The organism is Lentzea sp. JNUCC 0626, from assembly GCF_043632865.1.
GTDB lineage: Bacteria > Actinomycetota > Actinomycetes > Mycobacteriales > Pseudonocardiaceae > Lentzea.
In genome coordinates this window covers 873,418-888,766 of sequence record NZ_CP171635.1, presented here as the reverse complement: position 1 = coordinate 888,766, position 15,349 = coordinate 873,418, and the positions used below count along the sequence as shown (strand labels likewise).

Annotated in this window: 17 protein-coding genes; 6 read left to right on the top strand and 11 right to left on the bottom strand. The window is 68.6% G+C overall.

Going from position 1 to position 15,349, the window contains the following annotated elements:
• Positions 1 to 425 precede the first annotated feature (425 nt).
• Positions 426 to 605 (top strand): DUF3040 domain-containing protein, encoded by a 180-nt coding sequence (locus tag JNUCC0626_RS04185; protein WP_394618309.1) that lies wholly within the window; start codon positions 426 to 428, stop codon positions 603 to 605.
• On the opposite strand, the gene JNUCC0626_RS04180 is transcribed toward JNUCC0626_RS04185, so the two are convergent.
• Genes JNUCC0626_RS04180 through JNUCC0626_RS04160 form a run of 5 tightly spaced genes read right to left on the bottom strand, consistent with a single transcriptional unit; the run spans position 577 to position 5,244 of the window.
• Entirely contained in the window at positions 577 to 1,647 is a 1,071-nt protein-coding gene (locus JNUCC0626_RS04180; RefSeq protein ID WP_394618308.1) for a pyridoxal-phosphate dependent enzyme, read from the bottom strand. The genes JNUCC0626_RS04185 and JNUCC0626_RS04180 overlap by 29 nt on opposite strands.
• Positions 1,644 to 2,438, bottom strand: a complete 795-nt coding sequence (locus JNUCC0626_RS04175; RefSeq protein WP_394618307.1) for a Rossmann-like domain-containing protein — start codon at positions 2,436 to 2,438, stop codon at positions 1,644 to 1,646. The genes JNUCC0626_RS04180 and JNUCC0626_RS04175 overlap by 4 nt, the downstream gene beginning before the upstream one ends.
• The gene (locus tag JNUCC0626_RS04170) at positions 2,422 to 3,219 is read right to left on the bottom strand and encodes an ABC transporter ATP-binding protein (protein WP_394618306.1); all 798 of its coding nucleotides are present in this window, start codon (positions 3,217 to 3,219) and stop codon (positions 2,422 to 2,424) included. Before JNUCC0626_RS04170 ends, JNUCC0626_RS04175 begins: the two co-directional genes overlap by 17 nt.
• Complete coding sequence (locus tag JNUCC0626_RS04165; protein ID WP_394618305.1) at positions 3,216 to 4,277, bottom strand: FecCD family ABC transporter permease; 1,062 nt, start codon at positions 4,275 to 4,277, stop codon at positions 3,216 to 3,218. The genes JNUCC0626_RS04170 and JNUCC0626_RS04165 overlap by 4 nt, the downstream gene beginning before the upstream one ends.
• Positions 4,270 to 5,244, bottom strand: a complete 975-nt coding sequence (locus tag JNUCC0626_RS04160; protein WP_394618304.1) for an ABC transporter substrate-binding protein — start codon at positions 5,242 to 5,244, stop codon at positions 4,270 to 4,272. Before JNUCC0626_RS04160 ends, JNUCC0626_RS04165 begins: the two co-directional genes overlap by 8 nt.
• Before the next feature lie 120 nt (positions 5,245 to 5,364).
• Between JNUCC0626_RS04160 and JNUCC0626_RS04155 the strand changes: the two genes are divergently transcribed.
• Positions 5,365 to 6,543, top strand: a complete 1,179-nt coding sequence (locus JNUCC0626_RS04155; protein WP_394621965.1) for an MFS transporter — start codon at positions 5,365 to 5,367, stop codon at positions 6,541 to 6,543.
• Complete coding sequence (locus tag JNUCC0626_RS04150; protein ID WP_394618303.1) at positions 6,540 to 7,262, top strand: TauD/TfdA family dioxygenase; 723 nt, start codon at positions 6,540 to 6,542, stop codon at positions 7,260 to 7,262. The genes JNUCC0626_RS04155 and JNUCC0626_RS04150 overlap by 4 nt, the downstream gene beginning before the upstream one ends.
• Here JNUCC0626_RS04150 and JNUCC0626_RS04145 read toward each other — a convergent pair.
• Genes JNUCC0626_RS04145 through JNUCC0626_RS04135 form a run of 3 tightly spaced genes read right to left on the bottom strand, consistent with a single transcriptional unit; the run spans position 7,259 to position 8,843 of the window.
• The gene (locus JNUCC0626_RS04145) at positions 7,259 to 7,813 is read right to left on the bottom strand and encodes a hemerythrin domain-containing protein (RefSeq protein WP_394618302.1); all 555 of its coding nucleotides are present in this window, start codon (positions 7,811 to 7,813) and stop codon (positions 7,259 to 7,261) included. The two genes, JNUCC0626_RS04150 and JNUCC0626_RS04145, sit on opposite strands and share 4 nt — an antisense overlap.
• A gap of 12 nt (positions 7,814 to 7,825) precedes the next feature.
• The gene (locus JNUCC0626_RS04140; RefSeq protein ID WP_394618301.1) at positions 7,826 to 8,515 is read right to left on the bottom strand and encodes a hypothetical protein; all 690 of its coding nucleotides are present in this window, start codon (positions 8,513 to 8,515) and stop codon (positions 7,826 to 7,828) included.
• A gap of 1 nt (position 8,516) precedes the next feature.
• Positions 8,517 to 8,843 (bottom strand): plasmid stabilization protein, encoded by a 327-nt coding sequence (locus tag JNUCC0626_RS04135; protein WP_394618300.1) that lies wholly within the window; start codon positions 8,841 to 8,843, stop codon positions 8,517 to 8,519.
• Between the two features lie 202 nt (positions 8,844 to 9,045).
• Between JNUCC0626_RS04135 and JNUCC0626_RS04130 the strand changes: the two genes are divergently transcribed.
• Positions 9,046 to 10,545 (top strand): MFS transporter, encoded by a 1,500-nt coding sequence (locus tag JNUCC0626_RS04130; RefSeq protein ID WP_394618299.1) that lies wholly within the window; start codon positions 9,046 to 9,048, stop codon positions 10,543 to 10,545.
• A gap of 202 nt (positions 10,546 to 10,747) precedes the next feature.
• Here the strand turns inward: JNUCC0626_RS04130 and JNUCC0626_RS04125 are convergent, their stop codons facing one another.
• Complete coding sequence (locus JNUCC0626_RS04125; protein ID WP_394621964.1) at positions 10,748 to 11,482, bottom strand: D-Ala-D-Ala carboxypeptidase family metallohydrolase; 735 nt, start codon at positions 11,480 to 11,482, stop codon at positions 10,748 to 10,750.
• A 162-nt stretch (positions 11,483 to 11,644) separates the two neighbouring features.
• On the opposite strand from JNUCC0626_RS04125, the gene JNUCC0626_RS04120 reads away from it, so the two are divergent.
• Complete coding sequence (locus JNUCC0626_RS04120) at positions 11,645 to 12,157, top strand: hypothetical protein (RefSeq protein ID WP_394618298.1); 513 nt, start codon at positions 11,645 to 11,647, stop codon at positions 12,155 to 12,157.
• A 40-nt stretch (positions 12,158 to 12,197) separates the two neighbouring features.
• Positions 12,198 to 12,479 (top strand): hypothetical protein, encoded by a 282-nt coding sequence (locus JNUCC0626_RS04115; RefSeq protein WP_394618297.1) that lies wholly within the window; start codon positions 12,198 to 12,200, stop codon positions 12,477 to 12,479.
• Here the strand turns inward: JNUCC0626_RS04115 and JNUCC0626_RS04110 are convergent.
• Together JNUCC0626_RS04110 and JNUCC0626_RS04105 are read right to left on the bottom strand one after the other, a co-directional pair.
• Positions 12,462 to 14,699 (bottom strand): GH92 family glycosyl hydrolase, encoded by a 2,238-nt coding sequence (locus JNUCC0626_RS04110; protein ID WP_394618296.1) that lies wholly within the window; start codon positions 14,697 to 14,699, stop codon positions 12,462 to 12,464. The genes JNUCC0626_RS04115 and JNUCC0626_RS04110 overlap by 18 nt on opposite strands.
• A gap of 22 nt (positions 14,700 to 14,721) precedes the next feature.
• Positions 14,722 to 15,330 (bottom strand): hypothetical protein, encoded by a 609-nt coding sequence (locus JNUCC0626_RS04105; RefSeq protein WP_394618295.1) that lies wholly within the window; start codon positions 15,328 to 15,330, stop codon positions 14,722 to 14,724.
• Positions 15,331 to 15,349 lie beyond the last annotated feature (19 nt).

Sequence of the window (15,349 nt, the reverse complement as noted above, 5' to 3'; positions counted from 1 at the left end):
GCTTGAGGAGAACGACGCCGCAGGCCAGACCGACCGAGCGCAAGCATCGCGATGGCGCAGCCGAGCCCACCCAAGACCCAACGGCAATGCCGAAGGCGATGCGTCCTGAGCTCTTGGCTGAAGACAACACCCGCCACACGCAAAGCCGAAGGCGAGCCGTCCCTCTTCTCAGCTCCGAGTAAGCGGTATCGGTGACGTACCAGCCCAAACCCAGCCACGCACCCGAAGGGATTGGGGCTTGACTTTGGGTGCGAGGTGCTACCACTCGTGGCTCGGCCGGGCGTTTTTCAGCCCGGCCTTTCCGGTCCGTGAAGCGCCTCGCAAGGGCCCCGAAGTCAACCACAAGGGCGACAGGTTTGGGCCCGATCCGACCTGGGTACCCACGACGCCGGACGGCAAGCGGATACCGACCTGAGGAGCGGGACATGCTCAGTGGTCAGGACCAGCAACGGCTGATCGACATAGAACGGCGCCTACGAGCCTCCGACCCAGACCTGGCCAAAGAGCTGAGCGAGGGCCCTCTGGCCAGAGCAACCGCCCGCCAACGAGCCATAGCCATCCTCGCCACCCTGACCTTCAGGAAGCGACCGCCACACCAGCGCTGACACCAGCACTGACACCGGCAGCCCCCACGGCCCCAGGCGGAGCCGAAGCCCGCCCCCACCGCATCCGGGACCACGGCAGATCCATCTCACTCAACTCCGAGATCTGCCGTGGCTCCAACTCCTCAGGCCGAAGCGCCGAAGCATGCCGAGAGTAAGCGGCATCCACATACCGATGCCCAGTATCCGGCGCCAACACCACCACAGTCCGCTCCGGATCCCCCCGCTGCTCCCACCGGCCAGCCAAATAAGCAGCCCCAGCAGACAGCCCGGCAAAAATCGCATGCTCCCGCAACAACGCCACCCCACCACTCAAAGCGGCATCAAACCCAAACCAATGCACGGTGTCGTACAAGGTGTGGTCAACGTTGCCAAACGGGATAGAACTCCCGATCCCAGCAATGATGATCTCAGGATCATGCACGTGCTCACTACCAAACGTAACGCTGTCGAACGGCTGCACCCCAACCAACTCGACCGAAGGCGAAGTCTCCCGCAAAAAGGAAACCAAAGCCCCGGTAGAAGCCCCAGTACCAACCCCACCGACCACGGACAACCGCGAACAGTCCACAGTAGACCGAACAAGATCGGCGACAGCCCGATACCCCCGGTAGTGCACAGCATCGTGGTACTGCCGCATCCAGTGGTACCGAGGCCGATCCCGCAGGATCTCCCGAACCCGAGCCACCCGCCGACTCTGATCCAACTTCAAACTGGCCGACGGCGGCATCGGCTCGACAACAGCGCCGAGAATCTCCAACTGAGTGCGCAACGTCAGATCAACAGTCGTAGAAGCAACGATGTGACAGTGCAGCCCGTACCGGTGACAGGCCAACGCCAGCGCGTGCGCGTAGATCCCGCTGGAACTGTCCACCAACGTGTCACCACGGGAAATCGTCCCGCGCTCCAGCAGGTACCGAACGGCCTCCAGCGCCGAAGCCACCTTCATGGTCTCGAAGCGCAGGCAATACGTACGGGCGTCCAGGCGAACCAGGGCGGGGCGGCTGAGGGCGTCTGCGATGTGGTGGTCCACGGCTTCTCTCATGTCCGGTAGCGGTACAGCGCTGTCTCGTCGGCGCTGAACTGGGAGAACGGGAACGGCTCCGCGGACAGGGCGGTGACCCCGGAGCCGAGGAAGTGCCGGGCGACCGCGCTCGCGGTCTGGGCGTAGACGATCAACGGCACGTCCCGCGACCGGCACACCCGCACGATCTCGTCGAACGTCCCGTTGCCGATCGTCATGCCCGTCGCGACCACAGCGTCCGCAACCCCGAGCACATCCCGCATGTCGGGAGTGACGGCATCGCCCCACTGCGTCGTCCGCAGCGACAGGTCGCACGGCAGGCACTCCGCACCACGCTCCCGGATCGCCGCGACCAACGGGTTGACCACCCCGATCAACGCGACCTTGGCGCCGGCCGGAACATCCAGCAGTCCGGCGACGGCAGCGTCACGCGCCTGAGCACGCTCCTCCGGCGCACCAACGGGAAGCAGCACTCGCTCAGCCGAGGAAGTCCGATGTGGACGAACGAACCCCAGGTAAGCATCAAGTGCCGCCACCCGAACCGGAGCCGGCGCCTCGGTCAGCAACACCGAGACCGGAGCACCCGAGTAGTTCGCACAAACGGCGGGGTCGGCCTCCCCCTCGGCGAACGCACAAGCGCCGAACGCGGAACCGACGCGCACCAACACGTACTGGTTGCGGTAGGTGACGTCCCCACCCGCCAACCGCGTGCCGTGGTGCACCCAGAACACGCTGGTGGCAGGCACCGACGCCGGTTCAGGGCCGTGCCGCCCCGCCAGCACCTCGGCTATCAGATCATCCACAGTGGACATCGCGTCCCCCTCCAGGTCGGACCGGCTCGCGATAGCCCACGGCCAGGTGGCCCAGGCCGTCGCGGCCGATCTCGGCTTCCACGTCGAACACGGACCGCAGCAACGGCGCGGTCAGCACCTCTTCGGCAGGACCGGACGCGACCACCGTGCCGCCGTGCATCAGCACCAATCGGTCGCAGTAGCGGGCGGCCAGCGCGAGGTCGTGCAGTGCCACGACCACCGTCTGCGGCGTACGAGCCGCCAGCTCCATCAACTCGAGTTGGTGCCGCACGTCCAGATGGTTCGTGGGCTCGTCCAACAACAAAGCGGAAGTCCGCTGCGCCAACGCCCGAGCCAGGTGCGCGCGCTGCCGTTCACCACCCGACAACTGCTTCCAGGGCCGGTCAGCCAACGAAGTCAAATCGAGCTTCTCCAGCTCGGCAGCGACAATCGCGTGATCAGCGGCAGACGGCCCGCGCCAGCGCGACCGATGCGCGGTCCGGCCCAGCATCGCGACCTCGGCGACCCGAAGATCGCTCTCGGTGTCGGCGGTCTGCTCGACGAACGCCAGCTTGCGCGCCCGGTCGCGGGCAGGCCACGACCCGATCTCCACGCCGTCGTACCGCACCACCCCACCGGAAGGCGCGCGCAACCCCGCCACGCACCGCAACAACGACGACTTACCGGACCCGTTCGGCCCGATCAGCCCGACGGTCTCCCCCGGCTCGACGACCAGCGACACGTCCCGCACGATCGTCTTGCCCGGCACGCCCCAGCTCAGGCCGGCGACCTCGATCTTCACAGCTCACCCCGCCTGCGCAGCACCAGCAGGAACAGCGGCACGCCGAGCAGCGCGGTGAACACGCCCACCGGCACCTCCAGAGGCGCGAACACCACGCGGGTCAGCGCGTCCGTCCAGACCAGGAACACCGCGCCGACCACCGCCGACAACGGCAACAACTTGCGATGCAACGGCCCCACCAGAAAACGCACCCCGTGCGGCACGATCAGCCCGACGAACCCGACCGCTCCAACAGCAGCCACGGCCACAGCGGTGAGCACCGAAGTCGTCACCAGCAACACAATCCGCGTCGCCCGGACGTCGACCCCCAGCGAAGAAGCCGTGTCGGTGCCGAACGCGAACCCGTCCAGCGCCGCCGAGCACAGCCACACCACCAGCAGGCCGACGCCGAGCACCACCGCGCACACCACGACAGACGTCCAGCGCGCCGACGCGAGCGACCCCAGCAGCCAGTTCGTGACGGCCCGGAGGCTGTCGGCGTCACCGGACGACAGCAGGATCAGCGAGGTCAGGGCCGCGAACAGCTGCCCCACGACGACACCGGTGAGCACGATCCGCGACGAGTCCAGCCCGGTGCGCCGCAACAACACCATCAGCAGCCCGAACGCCACCAGCGCGCCGACGAGCGCCCCGCCGGTCACCCCGAGCTGCGACCCGGCGAAACCCAGCACCACCACGACCACCGCGCCGGTCGAGGCGCCGGAGGACACCCCGAGCAGGTACGGGTCGGCCAGCGAGTTGCGCGTGACGCTCTGCAGCACCGCGCCGCACACCGCCAGCGCCGCACCGACCAGCGCCGCGAGCAACACCCGCGGCAACCTCAGGTCCCAGATCAACGAGTCCAGCAGGCGCGGCAACGGGACAACGGCGAGCCCGAGCCGTGAGCCCGCAGCCCGGCCGATCTCGGCCCAGCCCGCGCCCACGCCGATCCGCACGGCGAGCACCATCGACACCACGAGCACGACGAGGCTCAGCACGACGACAGCGGTGTTCTTGCGTCTCTGCAAGGGTTTCGCAACGGGGACGGCGACGGGATCGAGCAGAGCGGCCTCAGCCACGGATCTTGTCCAGACCTGCGGCGAACGCCTTCAACGCGTCGACCGTGCGCACGGACGGGTCCATCTCGATGCCGGGCAGTTCGATGACCTTGTTGTCCCGCAACGCCCTGAGCTGTGAAACGACCGGGTGTTCGCGCATCATCGCGAGCTTCTCCCGCGCCGTGTCACCGGGGTTGCCGCGCTCCGACAAGTCGCCGACCACGATCACGTCCGGGTCGCGGCGCGCGATCTCCTCCCACGACGCCTCGGGCCACTCCTGGTTCACGTCGTCGAAGACGTTGACCGCACCGGCGATCTTGCTCATCTGACTCGGCATGCCGTCGCGCCCGGCCACGTACGGGACGCCCTTGAACACCGAGTAGACCCAGACGACCTTCACCGGTTCCCGTTTGACCGCCTGGACCTCCGCGACGGCGGCGCGCTGGTCGGCGGCGAGCTGGTTCGCCTTCTCCGGGATGCCGAAGATCTTGCCGAAGTTCTCGTAGTCGCGGAACAGCCGGTCGAACGGCGCGGTGGTGCCGTCCGGGCAGTTCACCGCGCTCACGAACGTCGGCACGCCAAGGGATTCCAGCTCGTCGCGCGTTCCGGCGCGGTCGGCGGTGAAGAGCTCCTTGAACGACGCCACGACCAGGTCGGGGTTGGCCGCGCGCAGCGGTTCCGAGGTGAGCAGCTTCGGCGACAGCACGGGGATCTTCGCGTAGGCGTCGGCGAACCGCGGCGCGACCTTGGTCTTGACGTTCGCGGTGCCGGCCATCCGGTCCTGGACTCCGAGCGCCAGCAACGTTTCCGTGGAGTTCTGGTCGAGCGTCACCACCCGTTGCGGCGTGCCGGGGAACGTGAGCTGCTTGCCGCAGCTGTCCACCACCGTCTGCGCTGCGGCAGCCGGGGTTTCGGCGCCTCCCGGTGTGGCGCAGCCGGCGGCGAGCACCGCGACCAGCGCCAGGCCGAGCCGGGCGGGGTGAGACATCGGGTCCTCCAGAGAAGTTCACTCGATCGGTGTGCGCTACTGTAACGACAATCATTTTCATTGCAACCCTGCCGGAAGGTCGAACGAGTGGTCCACGACACAGCGCGCAGCACGCCCTCGGTGCTGCGCAGCCCGACTTTTCTCCGCCTCTGGACCGCCACCACGGCGTCGGGCATCGCGACCTGGGCGCTGCCGTTCGTGCTGGGCCTCGCCGTGCTCTCGCGCTCGATCACGGCCGTGGAACTGGGAGTTCTGCTCGCCGCGCGCACCGCGGGCTTCCTCGCCGCCGTCCCCGTGAGCGGCGTGCTCGCCGACCGCTACGCCCGCCGCCAGGTCGTGCTGATCTCCGGCCTGACCTCCGCGCTCGCGGCCCCGGTCCTCGCTGCCTTCGTGGGCAACTCGCTGATCGTCGCCGCCGTGGCCGCCGCCGCGATGGGCGCGGGCCAGGGCGCCTGCCGCCCGGCGTTCCAAGCGCTGACCGCCGAAGTGGTCGACGGCGACCAGCGCCAGCAGGCCAACGCCGCGATGACGTTGTCCGTGCGCGTGACGACCCTCGTCGCTCCGGGCCTGACCGCGTTGCTGGCGCTGGTGCTGAACACCCAGGTGCTGCTGCTCGGCATCGGCGCGCTGTGGCTCGTCGCCGCCCTGGTTCCGCCCGCGGGCACCGGCCAGACGGCACCGAACACCGGCGCGGGTTTCGTGGCGGACTTCTGGGAGGGCGTCCGCGAGGCCCGCAGGCACCCGTGGTTCCTGGCCGGCCTGGGCGCGCTGACGGCCGTGATCGCCACCGGCTACTCGGCCACCGGCGTGGTGCTCCCCCTGGTCAGCCGCGACCGCTACGGCACCGAGGCCGTGCTCGCCGGAGCGTTGACCGCCTACACCCTCGGCGCGCTGGCCGGCGCCGTGCTGATCGCCCGCTGGCGGCCGCGCCACGCGGGCTGGACCGCGCTGTTCGGCCTGGCCCTGTACGGCTTCGCGCCGCTGAGCCTGCTGCTGCCGGTGCACCCGTTCGTCGTGATCGCCGCGTACGTCCTGGCAGGCCTGGGCATCGAACTGTTCAACGTGCCGTGGTTCACCGCGACCCAGCGCGAGGTGGAACCGTCCAAGCTCGCCCGGGTGTCCTCTTTGGACTTCCTGATGTCCTACGGCCTCGCCCCGGTCGGCCTGGCGCTGATCGCCCCGGCGATCTCGGCGTTCGGCGCACCGGCCGTGCTCGCGGCCTGCGCGGTGATCTGCTTCGCCGCCCCCGCCGCGGCCGCGCTGGTGCCGTCGTCACGTGACTTCGGGCCGCGGCGGTGATCGTCCAGCGCGTCCCGGTCCTGGCCCCCTCCGCGCGGCAGACGCTGCACGACGCGGGCGCGGTGATCCTCACCGGCCTGCCGAACAGCCCGGACTCGTTGCCGGTGGCCTCCGCCCTGCTGTTCGGCACGTCCTTGCGCGAGCTCTACCCACATCGGACCCGCAGGTCCGTGGACGGCGGAATCGTCGGCCTGCACGCGGACAGCTTCGACGTGGTCGTCGACATCGCCGGGAAACCCGTGCGGCGCAGGCACCCCGACGAGGACCACGTGCTGGTGCTGCTCGCTTCGCAGGCGCCGTACGGGGGTCAGTCGTTCGTGCTCGACGCGCACGAGTTCACCGACTCGCTCGACGCGGAGCTGAAGGACTTCCTCACCGGCACGGACGTCGACCTCTACGGCCGCTGGGCGCAGACGCGCGGCCTACCCGCAACGCCACGGGTAGGCCGCCACATCGAGTACACCCGCACGGGCAGGCGGATCACCCGCCGCACCGACGGAGTCGTTCCCCTGCACCGCGATCCGGACGCCGAGCGCGTCACCGCGCTGCTCGCCCGGTTCGACGCGGAGGTGGACCGCGTCCAGCGGACGTTGCCGAGGATCAGGCTGGACGAGGGCGAGCTCCTGGTCCTCGACAACTACCGCTGCTGGCACGGCCGGGACGCGCACACGGGCTCACGCACCGTGCACATCCAGACCGTGCGCACCGACAACGCCTAGCGAGCGGCCGCCTTGTGCAGTTCGCGCTGCAGCTGGGCCTTGCTCATGCTCGAAGCACCCTCCAGCCCGATGTTCTTGGCCTGGACGAGGAGTTCCTCGCGCGTCGCCTGGCCCGGCAGCTCGCCGAGGTGGTCGGCCCGGCTGCGCGCGAACAACTCGCCGAGCTCGTAGCGGCGCTGGGCGCTGAGCCGCTTGCGCATGCCCGGCAGCACCGTGTCCTCTTCCTCCTTCACGTGGTGCGTGATGGAGTCGACGACGTCCTTGAGCGCCTTCTCGTACCGCGGCGAGTCGTAGTCGGTGTCGAGGAGCTTGGCGAGCAGCTGCTCGGCCTCGGCGTGCTCCTCCTGGCTGTGCTCGACCTCGTCCTCACCGCCGGCGTCCCTGGCGGCGGGATACACCTCGGACTCCTCGGCGCGGCTGTGCGCGACGAGCAGGCCGCAGAGCACCGGGGTGAGCAGAGGTCGCTTCTCCGGGTGCTTCTTCAGCTCGTCGAACAGGCGCTCGACCTCGCGATGGTCCTGCATGATGAGGTCGACGACGTCGTACTGCATGGTGGTTCTCCTTCAGTTCGGGTTGTTCCTCGGATAGCGGGTGGCGATGGGCGCGATGCCACGCCGTCCGATGCGGCCGAGCGCGATGCCGAAACCGCTGAACACGGCCGCGGCCACGACCGCGCTGAGCACGATCGACCACGTCAGGCCCACGCCGAGCAGTCCTGTCGCCGCGCCGGCGATCACCCCGGCGACGAGGCCGTTGACGAGGTTCACGAGACCGGCGACGCCGAGTGCGGTGCCGATCAGCCGGGGCCGTCGTGCCTTGCGCCAGCCGGTCTGGCCGCCGTCGGCCTCGACGCCGAGGGTGTCGTCGTGCAGCTGCCGCACGAAGACGTGCCTCGTGGACGGTTCGAGCTCCGCGTAGACGGCCCTGATCCGGTTGATCCCCAGGCCTGCCTGGACGTCCTCGATGGTCAGCTCGACCGTGCGGAAGAGCGTGGCGAGACCGATCAGGAACAACGCGGTGAAGATGACGAGCATCAACGTCAGCAACACCGTCAGCGGCACGACCTGGGCGACGAACCCGAGCGCGATCATCGACGCGGAGATCGTCGTCAGCAGATGGCCCGCCCGGCCGGTGGCGTCGGTGATGGTCGCCGTGCGGATCATCTGCAACGTGTTGTGCTCCATGGTGAGGATCGCCAGCGCGGCCGACCTGTCCACCGCCTTCTCGTCCACTTCGGACTGCTGATCGGGCACGTCAGCGTCCGAGCGCGGAGGCGAGTTCCTTCTTCGTCATCGTGGAGCGGCCCTTGATGTTCTTCTGCTTGGCCTCGTTGTAGAGCTGCTCCTTGGTGAGCCCCTTGGGACGGTTGGTGCCCGACCGCAGCCCACCTCGCCGTTGCGGCGACATGTCCTGTGTGGACGACTTGCTCGCCGTCCTCGACTCACCGGCCTGCGCGCGGTTCTTGTTCACCGTCCGCGCCGCGATCTCCTTCGCGCGCTTGGGCGAGACGCCCCGCTCCTGCGCGGAGTCCTTGATGTGCTCGTACTGCCGTTCCCGCTTCGCGTTCGATCCCGCTGGCATGACGACCTCCTCTCCCGGCGATTACCCCCGACCGCAACGGTTCACACCAGGGTGAAGGGACGCCGCGAGTCCGCAAGCCGTCGCCACCGCACTCACGGAACGCGCGATTCCCGCCAAAAAATAGCCTCAATTGAGCTCAACACGGACAAAGCACTCCTTTTAGCGTGAGTTTCACCAACACAAAGCCGGGTATCGCTGTCGCGTGAAAGAAAAGGCTGACGGCGTGCGCACGTTGATTCCGGCGAGGATCGACCGGTTGCCCTGGTCGCCGTTCCACACCCGCATGGTCATCGCGCTGGGCGTGGCGTGGATCCTCGACGGCCTGGAGATCACGGTCGCCAGCGCCATCGCCGACACGCTGACCAAACCGGAGACGCTCGCGCTGTCGTCCACGGCGGTCGGCCTGCTCGCCACCGTCTACCTGATCGGCGAGGTGGTCGGCGCCCTGTGGTTCGGACACCTGTCCGACCGGCTCGGCCGCCGCAAGCTGTTCATGATCACGCTGGGCGTCTACCTGGTCGGCTCCGGCCTCACCGCGTTCACCCTCGGCAACGGCACGGGCTGGCTGGTCTTCCTCTACCTCACCAGGTTCATCGCCGGCATGGGCATCGGCGGCGAGTACGCGGCGATCAACTCCGCCATCGACGAACTCATCCCCGCGCGCTACCGCGGCCGGGTCGACATCGCCGTCAACGGCACCTACTGGGCGGGCGCGGTGCTCGGCACGCTCGGCTCGTACGTCCTGCTGAACCACGTCGAACTGTCGCTCGGCTGGCGGCTCGGCTTCCTCATCGGACCGGTGCTCGGCCTGGTGATCCTGGTGGTGCGCAGGCACCTGCCGGAAAGCCCGCGCTGGCAGATCATGCACGGCCGCAACGACGAGGCCGAAGAAACCATCAAAGGCATCGAACAGGAAGTCGAAAAGGAATCCGGCTCCGCCCTTCCCGCCGTCGACGAGAAGAAAGCCATCGAGGTCAAGCCGGCCGAGCAGATCGGTTATCTGGCGCTGGCCCGCGTGCTGTTCCGCGAATACCCGAGCCGCGCGGTGCTCGGCGCGACGCTGATGATCACCCAGTCGTTCCTCTACAACGCGATCTTCTTCACCTACACGTTGGTGCTGGGCAAGTTCTACGGCGTGCCGTCCGAGGTGACGCCGCTGTACCTGATCGCGTTCGCGGTGGGCAACCTCGTCGGCCCGTTCACGATCGGCCACCTCTTCGACACCATCGGCCGCCGCCGCATGCTGTTCCTGACCTACGCCGTCTCCGGCGCGCTGCTCGCCGTCACCGCCGTCCTCTTCTACAGCGGCGTGCTCAACGCGGTCACGCAGACCATCGCGTGGTGCGTCATCTTCTTCTTCGCCTCGGCAGGCGCCAGTGCCGCGTACCTGACGGTCAGCGAGATCTTCCCGCTCGAGGTGCGCGCGAAGGCGATCGGCGTCTTCTTCGCCATCGCCCAGTGCTTCGGCGCGCTCGGCCCGGTGATCTACGGCGCGTTGATCGGCACCGGCGACCAGCCGGGGCGGCTGTTCGTCGGCTACCTGGTCGGCGCGGTGATCATGATCGGCGGCGGGCTGGTCGCGCGGTTCCTCGCGGTGGACGCGGAGAACAAGTCCCTCGAAGACATCGCGCTGCCGCTGTCGGCGACCGCGCGGCGCAGCCACACCCGTGCCGAGGGAGCCGGTTCCCCGTTCAAGACGTGAGCCGGACCGGACAGGTTGGCCGGCACGAACTCCCGGCCGGGCGTGCCGGCGAGTGCCGTGCAGGATTTCCACGACGTAGTCGGCGGCGCCGAGATCGCGGTGGCGTCCAGCCGAGGTCCGCGCCACACCCGGAGCATCTCAGCAGTCACGAGCGGGGCCGCGATCACCGCGGCCCCGCACCGTTCTCAGCACCAGCCGCAGCTCAGGACACGCCGCAACTCGGGGCCGACCAGAAGCGCGACGACTTGTGCGCGACGTGCACGTGGTCGTTGTGCCCCGTGTACCCCGGCCCGAGGATCTCGTTGAACCCGTGGTTGCGAGCCTGCTTCGCGAGCGCGCAGAAACCCTGCGGCCCGGCCCCCAGATCCACCGCGTCCCCGTACAGATGACGACTACCGGCCGCTCCACCGACCGCGTTGTTGCACGCGACACTCCGGAACCCGCCGTTGACGTCGATCGGCCGGTCCCCCATCGCGTGCCGCATCGCCTGCAACTTCCACATGGACACCAGCGCGTTGGCACGGGCCGTCGCCGCCGACACGTTGCCGCCCGACCAGTCCGAGTTGCAGTTGTTCAACTCGTCGTAGGTGAAGTTGACCGGCGTGCAGTCGTTGTCCTGCAACGCGTAGATCTTCGAGAACGTCGCGGACCCGGCCACACCGTCCGCCCCGAGCCCGTACGCCTGCTGGAACCGCGTCACAGCCGCCTTCGTGCCGGCCCCGAACTGCCCGTCGATGGCGAGCACCGCGCCATAACCGGGATAGCCGGCCACCCGGATCTGCAACTGCCGGACGTCCTCCCCCGACGCCCCTTGCGACAGAGTGCGCCCCCACGTGTAACAGGCGTCAGCCGCCGAGGGCTCCGCGCGCGCCACGCCCGGCATCACCACGACACCGAGGAGCAGGGAGAGCACCGGTAATACGAAACGGAATTTCACGACAAGCGCCACCTTCCGATCACAGGGACGTGCAGCCTGCCGAGGGCGATCAAGGCGTGTCAACGGGCAACCAACTCAACGCCTGGTTGGGCACCGAGAAACCACCCGGACAGCCGCCTGGCCACGGCAAGCACCAACCCCCAGCCGTGCACCATGGAAGCCGTGACGGAACCGGCCGAACACGTCGAGTTGATCACGGTGCCCAGCTACCGACTGCTCACCCTGCGAGACCAGGACAACGACGCCGACGAAGGCGTCGACGAAGCGATCTCACAGGCCCTGACAGCCGTCGCCGCGTCAACGGGCCACGAACTCGTCATCAGCTGCGCCCAGGACCTTCTCCCGGTGTCGGCAACGCTGGAAGCGTGGACCGCACCACCTGACGGCCCCGACGATCCCGCCTGGTCGACACCCCAGACCTTCGAACTGGAGTTCGCGAGCGCCCTGCTGGTGCTCGGCTCCCCCACCGCGGATGCCATCAGCCTGGAACTGCCCGCAGGCCCAGGCGTCTACGCCGTCGACGTCGCCCATAAGGGACGCGACCGTGCGCTGGCCGCACGTCAGGACGTCCTCGAACACGAGGACATCATCAGCCGAAAACAGGAGCTGACTGACGCCCACCCCGGCGGCTTCGAGAGGTACCGAATCCGCGCTTGGCCCGCAAACCCCTGTTAGCCTGCGGAAACGCGCAAGATCTCGAAAGTCGGTGAACAGCGTGCCGTACCCGCCGGGCTACCTCGAGGAGCGGACACAGGTCCTGGAGGCCATCAGCAAGGCCATCGAGATGCGTGCCGCCGTGGTGGCGCTGCTGTCCGACGCGGACAGCGAGGACGCAGCGCTCACCTCACTGCAACGGCTGCTCGGCACGACCGAACTGGGAGCGCGGGCCGTGCTCGAACTGCAGTTCCGGCGCCTCGTCCCCGCAGAACGCCGGAAGATCGAGGACCAGCTGAAGTCCCTTCGCGCCGAGGTCAGCGGCTCACCCCTCAAGCCGTGACACCAGCACTCCCCCGCGCTGCACGAACGACTCCGGCAACCAGGGCTGATCAACCTTCCGCCCGTTCCACCGAGTCTCCCGCAGGTACACCCCGGGCACCCCGGTAGCGATGATCGTGATGTTCCGACCGGTGATCCGCGCCTTCGGGAACATCGGACTGGACAGGTGCAACTCGGCGCTGCTGGGCGTCCGCGGGTACAACCCCAACGCCGCGAACACGTACCAGGCCGACATCGTGCCCAGATCGTCGTTACCAGGCAGCCCGGACGGCCCCGTGCGGTACACCAGCCGGGCCATCGCCCGGACGGTCTCCTGCGTTTTGCGAGGCTGACCGAACTCGTTGTACAGCCACGGGGTGTGGATGCCGGGCTCGTTGGTCGGGTCGTAGCGCAGGGCGTCGCCACCCGTCGCCCACGAGCCGTCGGCGCGCTTGAAGAAGCCGTCCAACCGAGAAACAGCGGCGTCGGTCCCGCCCATCGCCGACGCGAGGCCGGCGGCGTCGTGCGGCACCATCCACGTGTAGGTGGCGCTGCTGCCCTGCGCGAAGCCCTGGTCGGAGGCCGGGTTGAACGGCGTCACCCAGGTGCCGTCCGCGCGGCGGGCCTGCTGATAGCCGGTGGCCGGGTTGAACGTGTTGCGCCACCAACCCGCGCGCTGCTCCATGTCGGCGTTCGGACGGCCGAGCCTGCGACCGAGGTCGGCCAGGGCCTGGTCGGCGACGGCGTCCTCCAACGTCTCGGCCGCGCCGCCCCAGCAGTGGCACGTGTCGTGCGGGGCGTAGCCGAGGCGCATGTACTCGGCGAGGTTGGGGCGTTGGCCCTCGCACTGGCCCGGGCAGCCCTTGTCGGAGAGGCCGTCCGGGTGCGGGACGGTGGCTTGGCGCAGCAGCGAGTCGTAGGCCGCGCGCACGTCGAAGTCGCGGGCTCCCATGGCGTACATGCCCGCGATGGCCGGGGCGGACGGGTCGCCGGTCATGACGTGCGTGGGGCCGGTGATGTGGACCCAGCGGTCCCAGAGGTCGCCGTTGCGGCGGGAGATCTCCAGCAACGACTGGGCGAACGCGCTGGCCACGTCCGGGGCCAGCAGAGCCAGGAGTTGGGTGTGGGCCCGGTACTGGTCCCAGCCGGAGAAGTTGCCGTACCTGGCGGCCTGACCGACGTCGGTGATCACGTTGGGCTGCAGGAAGCTGTGGTAGAGCGCGGTGTAGAAGATCGTGCGCTCGTCCGAGGTACCGCCGTCGATCTCCACGGCTCGCAAACGCTTGGCCCACTCCTTGCGAGCCTCGCGCGCGACGTCGGACACGGTGGCACGCCGAGGAATCTCGGCCGCGAGGTTGCGCTCGGCCGCTTCCAGGCTGGTGTAGGAGATGCCGACGCGCATCCGCACCGAACTGTCCGTAAAGGACACGTAACCGCCGGATCCCTTGCCGGCGCGGGCGTTGCCGGTCAGGTAGCCCTCACCACCGGACGCCGACGTGCTCCCCGGCCGCAGCGAGTCGTTGACCCAGGTCCCGTAGGAGGAGATCGGGCGGTCGAACGATGCCGTGAAGTGCAGGCGGTAGTAGGTCTTCTGGTTGTTGGTGCCGCCGTTGGCGCGGCGGCCGCAGAACGCGCCGGTGAGCACCGAGCCCGAGACCGTGTTCGTCACGGGGTCGATCGTGATGTCGGCGTCCTCGCTGCCGTTCAACGAGTTCGAGGTGCGGAACAGCAGCGAACCGTTGACCGGGAAGGTGAACTCGCCGATGCCCGCCCTGGTCGTCACGGACAGGTCGGCCGTGGCGCCGGACGCGAGCCCGACGCGGTACCGGCCCGCTTCGGCCTTCTCGTCGGCGTGCGAGAAGTCGCTCGCGTAGATCTGGTCCTTGGTGTCCGCCGTCGGGGACGAGGTGATGTCACCGACGTACGGCATGATCGGGATGTCACCGGCCGCGCCGGGGTGGCAGCCCGCGCCGTTGACGTGCGTGAGGCTGAACCCGCGCACGCGCGTCGCGTCGTAGGCGTAGCCGTTGGCGGCACCGGTGTTCGTCTGGTCGCCGCGGGTCGAGGTGGGACTCCACGAGATCATCCCGAACGGCCTGACCGCGCCGGGGTAGGTGTTGCCGCCGCCCGCCGAGCCGATCAACGGGTCGACGTACCGGGTGTCGTCTCTCACCGCCGCGCTCGCGGGCGTCGCCAGTGCGGCGGTGAGGACAGTGACCAGGAAGACCGGGAGCGCTCTCACGTCCCGGGACAGTAACCGGTTTTCAGTAAACGCAGGGTGGCCGGTACCCGTCGATCTTCAGGCTGGTGAACTCCAGGTCGTTCTTCGTGTTGCCGACGAACACCAGGCCACGGGCGTCGTCGAGGGCCTCGGCGAATGGGTAGGACGGCTTGCCGAGGGCCGGCAGATATGTCCAGTCCTTTGTCTTGAAACTGAAGAACCGCTTCACCAGCTTGCCGCCGGTGGACGGAACCTTGGTGACCCATTTGTCGCCACCGCTCCAGAACTCGGCCGGGCGCAACTGGACGTAGAGATCGTTCGTGGCGCGGTAGGTCATCCAGAAACCGTGCGATGTGGACAGATCGGCCTGGGCCTCGAACTTGTTGCCCAGCCACACCACCATGACCGCCCAGTCGTCGGCCAGGAACTTGATCTTCGCCGTGTGGTCGTGCCGCCCCTTCGGCACGAGGATGCTGCCGGTCGCGGGTTCCGTGGCGCCCTCACCACTGGCGATCCACTGCCGCAACCGGTCGATGGACGGGGTTCTGCACTCCTTGCCGTGCGACGCGCTCGCCACCCCCGTGGAGCCGAGCGTGAACAACAGCGCGTACGCGATCACCGCGACGCGGCCGAACGTCGATTTCAGGCGCATCTCGCGGACCGTAGCGGAA